Origin of the sequence: Micromonospora sp. NPDC047465 (assembly GCF_040643125.1) — a bacterium.
Lineage (GTDB): Bacteria > Actinomycetota > Actinomycetes > Mycobacteriales > Micromonosporaceae > Micromonospora.
Window position 1 is genome coordinate 190006 of record NZ_JBEYTP010000006.1, and the last position, 15055, is coordinate 205060.

The window sequence follows — 15055 nt, forward strand, 5'->3', positions numbered from 1 at the left end:
GCAAGGACCCTTCCTGACACTCCTGGCGGTGCGGGGTGACGGACGCCACGCCGGTCAGACGGCCGCCGCGCCGACCCGGACCAGGCGGTCGAGCAGGAACACCTCGGTGCCGGCCAGGCCGGTCGAGCAGAAGACCGAGACCTGGTCCGCGCCGGTCCGGCCCGGCACCGCGCCGGCCAGCACCCCGCCCAGGTCGCGCAGCCGCCCGGCGTACGCCGGCAGCGCCGCGAGCATCGGCGGGTCGTACGCGGCGGCCTGCGCCGGCGAGTCGGTGACCAGCAGGTCGGCGGCGTCCAGCAGGTCGGGGCCGAACTCGTGCCGGTCGACCTGCTTGAAGCCGACCGTGTTGACGTGGGTGCCGGGAGCGAGGTCGGCGGCGTCGAGCACCGGGGTGACGCTGGTGGTGGCGAGCACCACGATGTCGCGGTCGGCCACGGCGGCCCGGGCCGACTCCACGGCGCGTGCCGGTACGCCCAGCTCGGCGCGCACCCGGGCGGCGAACGCCTCTCGCCGGACGGCGGAGCGGCTGTGCACCGTGACCTCGCGCAGCGGGCGGACTGCGGCCGCCGCCCAGACCTGCGTCCACGCCTGCCGGCCCGAGCCGACCACGCCCAGGGTGGCGGCGTCCGGACGGGCCAGGGCGTCCACGGCGGCCCCGCCGAGCCCGCCGGTGCGGCGGGAACCCAGCTCCTCCCCGACCGCCACCGCCCGGACCGCCCCCGTACGCCCGTCGTGCAGCACCACCACCTGCTCGCTCTCCGGGTGCCCGAACGTGTCGTACGAGCGGAAGCCGTACCACTCGCCGGTGAGGTGCCCGGCGGTGAGCACCATCCGCCCCCCACCCAGCGGCGCGGCGGCCCGGGGCGGGGCCACCAGGCGGCCGGCGTACGCGGCGAGCAGGGCGTCCCGCATGGCCGCCACCGTGGTGGGGGCGTCGAGCGCGGCGGTGACCTCGGCGTCGGAGAAGAGCAGCGGCATACGCCCATACTGCAAGTTGAAGTCAAGTTAAGGTCAACGAGGGGTGGCGGGGCTCACCACCCTCCTCCGGCACGTCCCGTTCGGTGCTAGCGTCGGCCCTGACGGCCACGGCCGTCCCGGACGAGTGGTGGGCGTACCCGGTCAGGCCAAGACGCCCGCGTGACGTGCAGACCCGACTCGTCCCGGCCCCGGAGGTCCGGGCGCAACCGCAGAGGTGATCTTCAATGGCCTGGATCGTACTGGTGATCTCTGGACTCCTCGAGACGGCGTGGGCGATCGCCCTCGACCGCAGCGCCGGCTTCAGCCGTCCCGTCCCGTCGGCGGTCTTCGTGGTGACGCTGGTGCTCAGCATGGCCGGGCTGGGGTACGCGCTGCGCGATATCCCGGTCGGCACCGGCTACGCCGTCTGGGTCGGCATCGGGACGGTCGGCACCGCCCTGGTCGGGATGCTCGCGCTGAACGAGCCGGCCAACCTGCCCCGGATCGCCTGCCTCCTGCTGGTGATCGCCGGCATCGTGGGCCTGAAGATCTTCCACTGAGGACCGCACGGCGCGGCCCGCGAACCGGGCGGGCGGCCCGGCGCGCACCGGGGGCGGCGGGTGGGTCCGAGGCGTGACGAACGGCCACAGTGGGTAGAGGTCGGCCTGGCAACGCAGGCTCTCACCCACCGGAGGCAGACATGGCCGACATGCACACCACCGCCCGCCCGCGCAGCGGCGCCGCCCGCATCTGCACCATCCTGGGCTTCGTCTTCGCGGTCATCGCGATCCTGTTCCTGCCGCCGCTGTTCGGCCTCGTCGGCCTGATCCTCGGGATCGTCGGCGCCGTGCTCGGCGACAAGCCGCTCGGCTGGTACGCCGCCGTCGCCAGCGTGGCCGGCGCGATCATCGGCATGGTCATCGGCACCGCCCTCTACAACTCCTGACCGCCGCTCCCCCACGGACGGGCCCGCCGGCTTCCGGCGGGCCCGTCCGTGTCCGCCCCGACCGACCAGGGCGAGACGAGGGAGCAGGCAACGTGCCGGCGCCCGGCCGGCGTCACTCCTCGCCGCCGCGCAGGCCGACCAGGACCTCCTCCAGCTCGTCGGGCTTGACCAGCACGTCGCGGGCCTTGGAGCCCTCCGACGGGCCGACCACGCCCCGGGTCTCCATCAGGTCCATCAGCCGGCCCGCCTTGGCGAAGCCGACCCGCAGCTTGCGCTGCAGCATGGAGGTCGAGCCGAACTGCGAGGTGACCACCAACTCGACGGCCTGCACCAGCAGGTCGAGGTCGTCGCCGATGTCCTCGTCGATCTTCTTCTTGCCGCTGTCGGGCGCGGCGAGCACGTCGGGGCGGAACTCCGGCTCGCGCTGGTCCTTGCAGAACTTCACCACGTCGGCGATCTCGCGCTCGGTCACCCAGGCGCCCTGGATCCGGATGGGCTTCGACGCGCCCATCGGCAGGAAGAGACCGTCACCGCGGCCGAGCAGCTTCTCCGCGCCCGGCTGGTCGAGGATGACCCGCGAGTCGGCCAGGGAGGAGGTGGCGAACGCCAGCCGGGACGGCACGTTCGCCTTGATCAGGCCGGTGACCACGTCGACCGAGGGGCGCTGGGTGGCCAGCACCAGGTGGATGCCGGCGGCCCGGGCGAGCTGGGTGATCCGGACGACCGAGTCCTCCACGTCGCGCGGGGCGACCATCATCAGGTCGGCCAGCTCGTCCACGATCACCAGCAGGTACGGGTACGGGCGCATCTCCCGCTCGCTGCCCGGCGGGGCCTTGATCTCGCCGCTGCGCACCTTGCGGTTGAAGTCGTCGATGTGCCGGACCCCGTTGGCGGCGAGGTCGTCGTAGCGCATGTCCATCTCGCGGACGACCCACTCCAGCGAGTCGGCCGCCTTCTTGGCGTTGGTCACGATCGGCGTGACCAGGTGCGGGATGCCCTCGTAGCCGGTCATCTCGACCCGCTTCGGGTCGATCAGCAGCAGCCGCACCTCGTCCGGCGTGGCCCGGGTGAGAATGGACACCAGCAGCGAGTTCAGGCAGGACGACTTGCCCGCGCCGGTCGCGCCGGCGATCAGGATGTGCGGCATCTTGGCGAGGTTGGCCACCACGTAGCCGCCCTCGATGTCCTTGCCGAGCGCCACCACCATCGGGTGGTGGTCGCCGGTGGCGGCCCGCGAGCGCAGCACGTCGCCGAGCGCCACGTTCTCCGGGTCGGTGTTCGGGATCTCCACGCCGACCGCGCTCTTGCCCGGGATCGGGCTGAGGATCCGCACGTCCGGCGACTTCACCGCGTACGCGATGTTGCGGGAGAGCTGGGTGATCCGCTCGACCTTGACGCCCGGGCCCAGCTCCACCTCGTAGCGCGTGACCGTCGGCCCGCGGGTGAAGCCGGTGACGGCGGCGTCCACGTCGAACTGCTCGAAGACGCCGGTGAGCGCGGCGATCACCTCGTCGTTGGCCCTGCTCCGGCTCTTCGGGGCCGCGCCGCTGCTGAGCATGTTCGCCGGCGGCAGGGTGTAGTCGCCGGCCAACCCGGTCAGCGCGAGCTGCTCGGCCCGGGTCGGTGCGGGCGAGTGCTCCGGCGGCTCGACCGGCTTGCGGCTGGCCGGAACCTTGCCGGGACGCTTGCGGGGCAGCACGAGGGTTTCCTGGAGGTCCGCCCCGTCGAGTTCGTCGTCGAACTCCGCCGGGTCGACCGGCGGCGGCGCCGCCCGCTTCGTCGCGCGCTTGCGGGTGGGCTTCGCGGGCGCCTCGTCCGTCTCCTCCTCGGCCGACGGGGCGACCAGGGTGCCGGCGAGCAGGCCGAGCCGCTCCGGGATCTTGTTGATCGGCGTCGCGGTGACCACCAGCAGGCCGAAGACCAGCAGCAGGATCAGCAGCGGCACGGCGACCCAGGCGGTGACGGCCCGTTCCAGCAGGCTGCCCACGCCCGCGCCGACCAGGCCGCCGGCGAAGTCGCGCTGGACCGCGTCGACCGGGTTCTGCCCGATGTGCAGCATCGCGGCGGTGGCGACCAGCATCGAGCCCCAGCCGACCAGCCCCCGGCCGCGGTGCTCCGGGTCGCCGGGCTCGCGCATGAGGCGCCAGGCCCCGATCATCAGCAGCACCGGCACCACGATGGCGATCGCACCGAGGAAGAGCCGGACGGTGTCGGCCAGCTGCTCGCCGACCGGGCCGGCGCCGGAGAACCAGATGGCCACCGCGCTGAGCAGGGCGAGGCCGAAGACCAGCAGCCCCGCGCCGTCGCGGCGGTGCTCCGGGTCGAGTCCTCGGGCCGAGGCGGCCTGCCGGCCGGCGGCACGGAACGCCCAGCCGACGCCGTGCGCCAGCCCCATCCACAATGCGCCGACCGCGCGTCCGACGAGAAGCCCCGGGCTCGGCCGCGCCGCGGGCCGCCGCCGGGGGGCCGCCCGGGCGGTCTTCTTCGCCGGCTGGCGGGCACGGCTGTTCGTGGTGCCACGCGGCGACGCGCCGCGCCGCCGACTCGCCTGAGAGGTACGGCCCGCCATAGCATCAACTTAACGGCGTGACCCGGCAGATCGCCGCTTTTCCGGGTCGTGTCCGCGCGTCGCAGCGCGGACCGCGCCGCTTCACGTGATATCTGCCTCAGAAGGGATGCCCGATGGCGTCGCCGGGAATCGAGGACGGTCCGGACGGCCCCCTGGCCGGACACCCGGCGGCGCTGCGACCGCTGACCGGTGAGCTGATCGCCGCCGTGCTGCGCAGCCGGGGGTACGTGGTCCAGGCCGACGCGGACGGCGACCTGGTCGGCCGCTGGGCCGACAGCCTGATCTGGTTCCTGCGGCCGGGCGCCGCCGGTGAGCTGCTCCAGGTCCGCACCCTGGCCGCGCCGACGTTCCCGATCGAGTACGTGCCGGCCCTGCACGCCTTCTGCAACGCCTGGAACCACGACCGGCTCTGGCCGAAGGCGTTCGTGCACGTCGAGGACGACGGGCGGGCCCGGGTCTGCGGCGAGGTCATCACCGACCTGGAGCGCGGGGTCACCCCGCACCAGCTCGACCAGTTGCTCGACTGCGGCATCGCCACCGGCTGCCAGCTCGCCACCGAGGTCGCCCGGCTGCCCGGCGGGGTCGTGGCGTGACGGGCCGGGGCGGGGAGCCGGCCCCTCGCGGGCTGGACCCCTTCAAGCCGACCGGCCGGTGGGGCGGGCGGCGGCGCGGGGGCGGGCACCGGGACCCGGCGCTGGCCGAGGCGCTCGCCAACGCCCGTGACGCGCCCGACGGCGAGGCCCGCAGCGCGGAGCTGGAACGGATCGCCGCGCACGCCGACGCCACCGGCGACGACCGGTCCGCGGTGGAGGCCCGGTTCGCGCTGATCGAGGGCTATCTGCTGCACGGGGAGCGGTGGCGGCTGGTCGAGCCGGTGCGCCGCTGCCTCGCCGCCGTCGACCGTCGCCCCGACCTGCTGCCCGGCCCGGACGCCGCGCTGCTGCTGCGCTACCAGCGGTACGCCGTGGAGGCCCTGCTCGGCAGCCCCCGGGTCGGGCTGGACCAGGCCCGGGCCATGCTGGACGACCTCGCCGCCCGGGCCGCCGCCCGCTCCCCCGTCCCGCCGGACGCCGCCGACGCAGCCGATCCGGCGGGCGGGACAGCCTCCGGCGGTGCCGCCCCGGCGGGCGCCACGGGCCACGGCGACGCCCCCGCGGAGGCCACGGGCCACGGCGGCGCCCCGGCGGGCGCCACGGGTGACGGCCGCGCCGGCGGGTCGGGCGGGGACGCGGCGGTGGTCGCCGAGGTGCGCTGCCGGATCGCCGACCACCTCGGCGACGAGCCGGCCGCCCGGCGGTGGTTCGACCGCTGGTCGGCGGTCGAGGCAGGGCCGGCCGGCGGCTGCCCCGGCTGCGCGCCGGCCCGGCGGGCGGAACTGCTCGCCGGATGGGGCGACCACCGGGCCGCGCTGGACGCGCTGGCGGACGCGCCGGCCGGCACGGGCGGCTGCACCGAGCAACCCGAGCGGGCGCTGGCCGCCGGGCTGCTGCCCTGGCTGCGCGCCGGGGAGCCGGAGCGGGCGGCCGAGGCACACGTGCGGGCGTACCGGCGGCACCGGCGGGAGCAGGCCGCCTTCCCGTACCTGGCCGCGCACCTGCGGTGGTGCGCGCTGGGCGGGCACCCCGCCCGGGGGCTGGACGTCCTGGCCGAGCAGCTGCCCCGGCTGGACCGGCCGCACGACGACCTGTCCGCGATGGAGTTCGCCGCCGCCGGGGCGCTGGTCTGCGCGCTCGCCGTCGAGGCGGGGCTGGGGGGCCGGACGGTGCACCGACCCGGGTACGGCGACCGGCCGGCCGCCGACCTCGACGTGGCCACGCTCGGCACCACCCTGCTCGGGTTGGCCACCACGCTGGCCGGCAGCTTCGACGCCCGCAACGGCACCGGCCACCAGTCCGGCCGGATCGCGTCCTGGCTGGCCGAGCGGCCGCTCGCCGCACCGGTGCCGCTGCCGCCCGACGACGCGCCCGACGACGACCCGGGCGACCCGGCCGACGACGGCCCGCCGGCCGACGGGGAGCCCCGCCCGCTGAGCGTGGAGATGATCACGGCCGCCCTGGACCGGCGCGGGGACCACTACGCCGTGGACGCCGACGGCACCGTGGTCGGCCGGTGGGGCGAGGCGCTCATCCAGTTCCGCCGGGCCGGCGAGCAGGGCGAGATCCTCCGGGCGCGCGCGGTGGCGAGCCGCCGGCTGCCGGCCGACCGGCTCGCCGAGGCGTACGCGTTCTGCAACGCGTGGAACCACGACCGGCTGCTGCCGAAGGCGTACGTGCACGACCTCGGGGGCGAGCTGGTGCTGGCCGGCGACGTCAGCACCGACCTGGCGCACGGGGTGGCCCCGGCCCAGCTCACGGTCCTGCTCGACGCGGCCGTCGACACCGGCGTCGCGTACGCCGATGCGGTGGCCGAGCTGCCCTGACCGGCCGGGCGGGGCACGGGTGAGGTCCGAAACCCGCCGGACGATCTTCTCCCGCCCTGGTGGACTCGTGCCCATGACGACGCACCGACAGCGCACCGCCCTGCTCCTGCACTCCCTGCACCGGCCCGGCTCCCCGCTCGTGCTGCCCAACGCCTGGGACGCGGCCAGCGCGCGGATCGTGGCCGACTGCGGCGCGACCGCCGTCGCCACCACCAGCGCCGGCGTCTCCTGGAGCCTGGGCGCGCCGGACGGCGACGAGCTGGACCGGGACCGCGCCCTGGCGGTGGTCGCCCGCGTCGCCGCCGCCGTCACCGTCCCGGTCACCGCCGACATCGAGAGCGGGTACGCCGCCGACCCGGCCGGGGTCGCCCGCACGGTGACCGCGGTGCTCGCCGCCGGCGCGGTCGGCGTCAACATCGAGGACGCCCCGCCGGCCGGGACGTCCCCGCTGCGCCCGGTCGACGGGCAGTGCGCCCGCATCCGGGCGGCCCGGGAGGCCGCCGACGAGGCGGGGGTACGGCTCTTCGTCAACGCCCGCACCGACGTGTTCCTGCGGGCCGTCGGCGACCCGGCGGACCGGCTGGCGGAGACGCTGCGCCGGGCGGAGGCGTACCGGGCGGCGGGCGCGGACGGCATCTTCGTGCCGGGCGTGGTCGACGCGGAGACCATCGGGGCGCTGGTCGCCGGGATCGACGGGCCGGTCAACGTGCTCGCCGGGCCGGGGTCGCTCCCCGTGGCCGCCCTGGCCGGGCTGGGGGTGGCCCGGGTCAGCCTCGGCTCGGCGCTCGCCGAGGCCGCGTACGGGCTGGTCCGCCGCGCCGCCACGGAGGCGCTGCACTCCGGCTCGTACGACTCGCTGGCCGGCGCGATCAGCTACGGCGAGCTGAACGCGCTGCTGGCCTGAGCCGGACCGGTCCGGGCTCCGCCGCCGACGGGGCCCGGAACCCGCGACGGGCGGCCCCCGCCCGCGAGCCCGACGCCGGTTGCGGGGGCGGTCGCGTTGTCCGCCATTCGACACCGGCGCAACCCGGCACCCCGGTCAGGTGTGGTCTCTGCGTCACCCGCACCTATCCCGGGAGTAACCGATGACCCACCCGCTCCGCGCCGGCGCCGCCGTCGCCTTCGCCCTGCTGGCCCTGCCCGCCCTCACCCCGCCCGCGTCGGCGCACACCCCCGCGCCGAGCCCGGCCACCACGCCCGCGGCGGGAACGTCGACCGTCATCGCCCGGGCGGACCACGTGTTCCTCAACGGCGACCCGTGGCACCCGTCGGCTCCCCTGGAGGTCGCCGTCACCAACGAGGGCACGTCGCCGACGAAGGGCTTCTTCGTGCTGCGCCTGCCGACCGGGGTGGGCCTCACCTCGGGCGGAGACTGCCGCGCCGACGCCGGAGCGGCCCGCACGTGGGTCTGCGGCGGGACGGAACTGCCGGCCGGCGGCCGACGGACGTACCGGCTGAGGCTGACGTCGACGGCCGCCGAACCGGTTTTCGGTGTGCAGGCGTGGGGATCAGTGGCCGGCCGGGACGCCGCCGGTGTCACCGACCGGCCCACCGACTTCCGGGTCAACTGGCCGGACCGCACGTCCCTGCGGCTGCGGGCCACCGCCACGCCGGTCGTCGACGGGAAGGTGACGCTGACGGCCCGGGTGACCAACACCGGTGCCTTCTCCATCGGCGGCTACGCGCTGAACGTGGTCACCCCCGACGGCGTGCGGGTGACCGGGCCCACCTGCTCAGACAGCGGCCGGATGAACGGCGTGGGCTGCGAGATCCTGCGGCCCGACGCGCTCGAGGAGGACGCCACGGACACCGTGCGGGTGCGCCTGGCGGTGAGCGGCGACGCGCCGTCCGTCCGGCTGTACCTCGCCCCCACCAACCGCTACACCAACGAGGACACCACGGTCACCCTGCGGCTCGCGGCCGGCGGCGGAGGCGGCGCCACCACCTCCCCGTCGGCCGGCCCGTCCCGTACGGCCGCGCCGACGACGCCCGCCACCGGCGGGACCGAGCTGCCCCGCACCGGGCCGGCCGGCACCGCGTACGCCCTGGTCGGCACGGCCCTGCTGGCCCTCGGGGCCGGCCTGCTGCTGCTCCGCCGCCGTCTCGTCCGGGGCTGAGCGGGCGGCCGACCGCGACGGCCCTGGCCGGTCGCCGACGTGCACGGGGATGTCGGCGACCGGCCCGGGCGCGGTCTGGCGGATTCAGCCGGCGGAGAACGCCAGCGTGCAGTCGCCGGAGCCGCCGGAGGTGACGCCCTGCGCCTGGTCGCCGGACAGCCAGCCCCGCCCGAGTCGCCCGGCTCGGCGCAGACGACCCGAGCGGTTGAACGAGGGCCGGAAATCGGCCGGAACCTCCAGCGCGCCCGGCCCCGGACGCGGCGACGCCCGCCGGCACACGGGGTGCGGGCGGGCGTCGGTGGAGCGGGGGTCAGACCTCGACGACGGTGGGCACGATCATGGGCCGGCGCCGGTACGCGTCGTTCACCCACCGCCCCACGGTGCGCCGGACGATCTGCTGGAGCTGGTGCGGGTCGGTGATGCCGTCGGAGGCCGCCCGGTTCAGGGCCTCGGTGACCAGCGGGATCACCGGGTTGAACGCCTCCGGGTCCTCCGAGAAGCCCTTGGCGGAGAGGGTGGGACCGCCGACCACCTTGCCGGTCACGGAGTCGACGACCACGGTGGTGGCGATGAACCCGCCGTCGCCGAGGATCCGCCGCTCGGTCAGCAGCGACTCGCTGACGTCGCCGACGGCGAGGCCGTCGACGTAGACGTAGCGGCTCTTCACGTGCCCGACCAGGCTGGCGCGGCCCTCGACGAGGTCGACGACGTCGCCGTCCTCGCAGAGCACCACCCGGTCGGGGGCGACGCCGGACTCGATGCCGAGCCGGGCGTGCGCCCGCAGGTGCCGCCACTCGCCGTGCACCGGCATCAGGTTGCTGGGGCGGACCACGTTCAGCAGGTAGAGCAGCTCGCCGGCGGGGGCGTGGCCGGAGACGTGCACCTTGGCCACGTCCTTGTGCACCACCACCGCGCCGGCCCGCGCCAGCCGGTTGATCACCCGGTAGACCGAGGTTTCGTTGCCGGGCACCAGCGACGAGGCGAGCACCACCGTGTCGCCGGGGGCGATGGTGATGTGCCGGTGGTCGCCGCTGGCCATCCGGCCCAGGGCGCTCATCGGCTCACCCTGCGAGCCGGTGGACATCAGCACGATCTGCTCGGGCGGCATGGTGGTCGCCTCTTCCAGCCCGACGACCAGCCCGGCCGGGATGTTGAGCAGCCCGAGGTCGCGGGCGATGCCCATGTTGCGGACCATGGAGCGGCCGATCAGGGCGACCTTGCGGCCGTGCTCAGCGGCGGAATCGAAGACCTGCTGCACCCGGTGCACGTGCGAGGCGAACGAGGCGACGATGATCCGCCCGCGCGCCTTCGCGAAGATCGAGTCGAGCACCGGCCCGATCTCGCGCTCGGGGGTGACGAAGCCGGGGATCTCCGCGTTGGTGGAGTCCGACAGCAGCAGGTCCACGCCCTCGGCGCCGAGCCGGGCGAATCCGGCCAGGTCGGTGATCCGGCCGTCCAGCGGGAGCTGGTCCATCTTGAAGTCGCCGGTGTGCAGCACCAGGCCGGCCGGGGTGCGGATGGCCACCGCGAGCGCGTCCGGGATCGAGTGGTTGACCGCGAAGAACTCGCACTCGAACGGGCCGAGCCGCTCCCGGCCGCCCTCCCGCACGGTCAGCGTGTAGGGCTGGATCCGCCGCTCGGCGAGCTTCGCCTCGACCAGGGCCAGCGTGAACTGCGAACCGACCAGCGGGATGTCGGGCTTGTGCGCGAGCAGGTAGGGCACCGCGCCGATGTGGTCCTCGTGGCCGTGGGTGAGCACGATCGCCTGGACGTCGTCGAGCCGGTCGAGGATCGGGCCGAAGTCCGGCAGGATCAGGTCGACGCCGGGCTGCTCCACGTCCGGGAAGAGCACCCCGCAGTCGACGACGAGCAGCTTGCCGTCGTACTCGAAGACGGTCATGTTGCGACCGATGGCGCCGAGCCCGCCGAGCGGGATGATCCGCAGCCCACCCTCCGGCAGCGGCGGGGGCAGTTCCGCCTCGATGTGCGCCTCGGTCACGCGTCCACCTCATTCTGCGGCGCCGTCACCCGGCGCCCGTCGTGTCGTTCGGTCATTCGGGCAGTTCCAGGCCCGCCGCCGCGCAGTCCGCGCGGAGTTGGGCGATCTCGTCGTCGGTCGCGTCGACCAGCGGCGGACGCACCGGACCGGCGGGCATCCCGGCGGCGGCCAGGCCGGCCTTCACCAGGATCACGCCCTGGGTGCGGAAGATGCCGGTGTACAGCGGCAGCAGCCGCCGGTGCAGGTCCAGCGCGCCGGCGGTGTCCCCCGCGTCGTACGCCTCGATCATCCGCTTGGTGAGCGCGCCGGTGAAGTGGGTCGAGGTGCCGACCACGCCGACGGCGCCCACGGCCAGCGCGGGCAGGGTCAACGAGTCCTCGCCGCTGTAGAAGGCGAGGTTGGTGCGGGCGGTGACCCAGCCGGTCGCGGTCAGGTCGCCCTTGGCGTCCTTCACCGCGACGATCCGGCCGTGCTCGGCCAACCGCACCATCGTCTCGGTGGCGATCGGCACGCCGGAGCGGTGCGGGATGTCGTAGAGCATCACCGGCAGCCCGGTGGCGTCCGCGACGGCGGTGAAGTGCCGCAGCAGGCCGGCCTGCGGCGGCTTGTTGTAGTACGGGGTGACCACGAGCAGGCCGTGCGCGCCGGCCTTCTCCGCGCCGGCGGCCAGCTCGATGGTGTGCCGGGTGTCGTTGGTGCCGACCCCCGCCACGATCTTGGCGCGGTCGCCGACGGCCTCCACCACGGCCCGGATCAGGTGTTCCTTCTCCGCGTCCGTGGTGGTCGGCGACTCGCCGGTGGTGCCGTTGACCACCAGCGCGTCGTTGCCCTGCTCGTCCACCAGGTAGCTGGCGAGGCGCGCCGCGCCGTCGAGGTCGAGCGAGCCGTCGGCGGTGAACGGGGTCACCATGGCCGTGAGCACTCGCCCGAAGGGGCGGGACACCGCCCGGGCGGGGGTGTCAGGGTGGTCGTGCGTCATGCCACCAACCTAGCGGACGACCACCGGCACCCCGCCGGGGAAGGGCTCAGGACAACTCGGCGTGCGGGCTGGCGGCCACCTCGGTGCCGTCGGGCAGGGCCGAGATGACGAAGTCGGCGAAGACGTTCGGGGCGACCCGCTGGAGTTGCCGCAGGCACTCCACCGCCAGCTCACGGATCTCGACGTCGGCGTACTCCGTGGCGCGCATGGCGATGAAGTGCCGCCAGGCCCGGTAGTTGCCGGTGACCACGATCCGCGTCTCGGTGGCGTTGGGCAGGACGGCGCGGGCCGCCTGGCGGGCCTGCTTGCGCCGCAGCGTGGCGTTCTCCACGTCCGCGAAGCGCCGCTCCAGCCCCTCCAGCAGCTCGTTGTACGCGCGCACGCTCGCCTCGGCGGCCTCCACGAACTTCTTGTGCAGCTCCGGGTCCTCGGCGATCACCGTGGGCTCGACCATGGCGGCGTCCCGCTCCGGCACGTACCGCTGCGAGAGCTGGGAGTAGGAGAAGTGGCGGTGCCGGATCAGCTCGTGGGTGAACGAGCGGGACACGCCGCTGAAGTAGAAGCTGACCGAGCCGTGCTCCAGCACCGAGAGGTGCCCGACCTCCAGGATGTGCGCGAGGTAGCCGGCGTTGGTGGCCGTGGCCGGGTTGGGCTTCTTCCAGCTCTGGTAGCAGGCCCGGCCGGCGAACTCGGCGAGCGCCTGGCCGCCCTCGGCGTCGGTCGACCACGGCACGTCGTCCGGGGCCTCGAAGTGGGTCCACGCGATGAGCTTGACCTGGGGCTGCACCATGTCCGGCATTCCTGGCACTGTAGTGGCCCGGCGGTCGCGGGGGAAAGTTGGGCTCACGGGCCGAACGGGTCGTTGAGCTGCGAATGGTCGGACAGGTGCCGGTCCGCCTGACCGACACGTGGCCAAGATCTCGGCGCGCTCGGGCCGCCACTGGGTGGGATGCGCGACGACGCTGTCGAGCTGCCCCCACAGATGGGGCAGCCACCCGAGCGGTCGGGCCTCCGGCGACCACCACCGTTCGGCGGCGCGAACGACAGCGTTCACGACCGGCGGGCCGGCGACCGCCGCGCCCGACCCACCCGACCCGGCCGGGGAACCGGGAGGCGTGGGCCGCCTCGGGAGCGCGGCCCATGCCGCGGGAGACGCGGGTCGCGCCGGGAGGGAGGGTCAGACGTAGAGCGAGGTGAACGGCGCCCAGGGGAGGTTGCGTACCACCGAGAAGGCCAGCCAGGCGGCGAGGAAGCCGCCGATCACCTTCGAGCTGAGGTGCAGCTCGGGCAGGCGCCAGCCGAACGCCTGCTTCCCCGCCCAGGCGACGAAGAGGTAGGCCAGGAAGGGCAGCGCGAAGACGAAGAGGAAGTGGTGCCGGACGGCGGCCGGCAGATCGCCGTGCAGCACGTACCAGAGCGCGCGGGTGCCGCCACAGCCCGGGCAGTCCAGCCCCGTGGTCAGCTTGAGCAGGCAGGTCGGCGCGGCGTCCGGCGCGGCGTGGGTCGGGTTGCTGAGCAGCGTGTAGCCGATGCCGGCGGCGACGCAGCCGAGCGCGGCCAACGGCACGGCCCAGCGCGGCGAGCGGTCGTAGAGGCGGACGACGAAGCGGGTCAGCCGGTCCGGCTCGGGCACCGGGTAGGGCGGCACCGGGTAGGGCGACGCCTGGCCCGCGGGCCAGGCACCCGGCTCACCCGCCGGCCACGCACCCGGCCCGCCCGCCGGCCCCGGGTCGGGCTGCCCCGACTGAGACGCCTGGGGCGGGGCGTCGACCCCGGCGCTCTGCGGATGCGGCTGGGGGGCCGGCCCGTCAACGCTCGTCACGTGGCTCACCGTACACCGGCCACGCCCAGCAGCGCGGCGGCCAGCGGGGCGGCCAGGTCGCCGGCGGCGGGCGGCGCCACCGCGTCCAGGCCGAGCCAGCCGGCGAGGCGGTGCAGCTCGGCGGCGAGTGCCAGCGCGGTCTCGCCCGGGTCGGCGCCCGGCTCGACCCAGGCGGCCGGCACCAGCAGCACCCCGGCCTTGCGATCGGCCTTCAGGTCGACCCGGGCGGTGAACCGCTCCCCCTGCAGGAAGGGCAGCACGTAGTAGCCGTGGACCCGCTGCGGCGCCGGGACGTAGATCTCGATCCGGTAGCTGAAGTCGAAGAGCCGCTCGGTGCGGGCCCGCTCCCAGACCAGCGGGTCGAACGGGCTGACCAGGGTGTTCCCGCGCACCCAGCGGGGCAGCCGCGCCCCGGCGTGCAGCCAGGCGGGCTGCCGCCAGCCCTGCACGGCGACCGGCAGCAGCTCGCCCGCCTCGACCAGCTCCGCGATGGCCTGCCGGGCGCCGGTGAGGGGCAGCCGGAAGTAGTCGCGCAGCTCCGGCTCCGCGGCCACCCCGAGCGACCGCGCGGCGATGGCCACCAGCGTGCGGTACGCCTCGGCGTCGGTCGGCGTGGGGGCGTCCAGCACGGTGGCCGGCAGCACCCGCTCCGGCAGGTCGTAGCGGCGGGCGAACGAGGTGGTGCGGTCGGCGGCGGTCACCTCGCCCGCCCAGAAAAGGAACTCCAGCGCCCGCTTCACCGCCGACCAGTTCCACCCCCAGTTGCCGGTCTCCCGGGGCGCGTCGTGCTCGATCTCGGCGGCGGTGAGCGGCCCCCGGGCGGCCACCTCGTCACGGACCCAGGCGACCAGGCCGGGCTGCTCCTCGGCGATCCGGCGCATCCCGCCCCACGCCTCCGCGCGGGCCCGGGCCATCCGCCAGCGCAACGCCGGGTGCAACCCGACGGGGACCAGCGACGCCTCGTGGCCCCAGTATTCGAACAGCTCCCGGGGACGTCGGTAGGCGGCGGTGTCGAGCAGCGACGTCGGGTAGGGCCCGAGCCGGCTGTAGAGCGGCAGGTAGTGCGCGCGTTGCAGGACGTTGACCGAATCCATCTGGATCAGCCCGACCCGGGCGAGCACCCGGCGCAGGTGTCGGCGGGTGGGCACGCCGGTGGGCGCGGGGTCGGCGAAGCCCTGGGCGGCGAGCGCCACCCGGCGCGCCTGGGCGAGCGAGAGTGATTCCGGTGCGGCCATCGTCGGGCACCC

General features: G+C 75.3%; 12 protein-coding genes, 1 pseudogene and 1 riboswitch. Of the genes and pseudogenes, 6 read left to right on the forward strand and 7 right to left on the reverse strand.

Translation table 11 applies throughout. The features are described 5' to 3' along the window. Positions 1 to 54 precede the first annotated feature (54 nt). Positions 55 to 978, reverse strand: coding sequence for an ornithine cyclodeaminase family protein (locus ABZ793_RS09045; protein WP_357454188.1), 924 nt, complete (start codon positions 976 to 978; stop codon positions 55 to 57). A gap of 97 nt (positions 979 to 1075) precedes the next feature. Next, positions 1076 to 1140: riboswitch (guanidine-III (ykkC-III) riboswitch) on the forward strand. A 62-nt stretch (positions 1141 to 1202) separates the two neighbouring features. Here ABZ793_RS09045 and ABZ793_RS09050 point away from each other — a divergent pair. Together ABZ793_RS09050 and ABZ793_RS09055 are read left to right on the forward strand one after the other, a co-directional pair. Further along, positions 1203 to 1517 (forward strand): multidrug efflux SMR transporter, encoded by a 315-nt coding sequence (locus tag ABZ793_RS09050; protein ID WP_357454191.1) that lies wholly within the window; start codon positions 1203 to 1205, stop codon positions 1515 to 1517. 140 nt (positions 1518 to 1657) lie between these two features. Then, a complete protein-coding gene (locus tag ABZ793_RS09055) occupies positions 1658 to 1903 on the forward strand; it encodes a hypothetical protein (RefSeq protein ID WP_357454194.1) in 246 nt (81 codons plus the stop codon). Positions 1904 to 2015: 112 nt separating this feature from the next. Here the strand turns inward: ABZ793_RS09055 and ABZ793_RS09060 are convergent, their stop codons facing one another. Then, positions 2016 to 4472, reverse strand: a complete 2457-nt coding sequence (locus ABZ793_RS09060; protein ID WP_357454198.1) for a DNA translocase FtsK 4TM domain-containing protein — start codon at positions 4470 to 4472, stop codon at positions 2016 to 2018. Between the two features lie 113 nt (positions 4473 to 4585). Between ABZ793_RS09060 and ABZ793_RS09065 the strand changes: the two genes are divergently transcribed. From ABZ793_RS09065 to ABZ793_RS09080, 4 genes and pseudogenes are all read left to right on the forward strand, one after another. Further along, entirely contained in the window at positions 4586 to 5065 is a 480-nt protein-coding gene (locus ABZ793_RS09065; protein ID WP_350705031.1) for a YbjN domain-containing protein, read from the forward strand. A gap of 101 nt (positions 5066 to 5166) precedes the next feature. Further along, positions 5167 to 6891: pseudogene (locus tag ABZ793_RS09070) on the forward strand (YbjN domain-containing protein); the annotation flags it as partial. A gap of 73 nt (positions 6892 to 6964) precedes the next feature. Continuing rightward, entirely contained in the window at positions 6965 to 7795 is an 831-nt protein-coding gene (locus ABZ793_RS09075; protein WP_357454201.1) for an isocitrate lyase/phosphoenolpyruvate mutase family protein, read from the forward strand. 181 nt (positions 7796 to 7976) lie between these two features. Continuing rightward, positions 7977 to 9008 (forward strand): LPXTG cell wall anchor domain-containing protein, encoded by a 1032-nt coding sequence (locus ABZ793_RS09080; protein ID WP_357454205.1) that lies wholly within the window; start codon positions 7977 to 7979, stop codon positions 9006 to 9008. A 310-nt stretch (positions 9009 to 9318) separates the two neighbouring features. Here ABZ793_RS09080 and ABZ793_RS09085 read toward each other — a convergent pair whose 3' ends face one another. From ABZ793_RS09085 to ABZ793_RS09105, 5 genes are all read right to left on the reverse strand, one after another. After that, positions 9319 to 11007: a ribonuclease J gene (locus tag ABZ793_RS09085; RefSeq protein ID WP_357454209.1), complete on the reverse strand. Its 1689-nt coding sequence runs from the start codon at positions 11005 to 11007 to the stop codon at positions 9319 to 9321. Between the two features lie 52 nt (positions 11008 to 11059). Beyond that, a complete protein-coding gene (gene dapA, locus ABZ793_RS09090) occupies positions 11060 to 11986 on the reverse strand; it encodes a 4-hydroxy-tetrahydrodipicolinate synthase (RefSeq protein ID WP_357454212.1) in 927 nt (308 codons plus the stop codon). Positions 11987 to 12032: 46 nt separating this feature from the next. Continuing rightward, a complete protein-coding gene (gene thyX / locus ABZ793_RS09095) occupies positions 12033 to 12776 on the reverse strand; it encodes an FAD-dependent thymidylate synthase (RefSeq protein WP_357454283.1) in 744 nt (247 codons plus the stop codon). A gap of 387 nt (positions 12777 to 13163) precedes the next feature. Further along, positions 13164 to 13817, reverse strand: a complete 654-nt coding sequence (locus tag ABZ793_RS09100) for a DUF2752 domain-containing protein (RefSeq protein WP_357454215.1) — start codon at positions 13815 to 13817, stop codon at positions 13164 to 13166. Then, on the reverse strand, positions 13814 to 15043 hold the full coding sequence (locus ABZ793_RS09105; RefSeq protein WP_357454218.1) for a crosslink repair DNA glycosylase YcaQ family protein: 1230 nt from the start codon (positions 15041 to 15043) through the stop codon (positions 13814 to 13816). The genes ABZ793_RS09100 and ABZ793_RS09105 overlap by 4 nt, the downstream gene beginning before the upstream one ends. Positions 15044 to 15055: the final 12 nt, after the last annotated feature.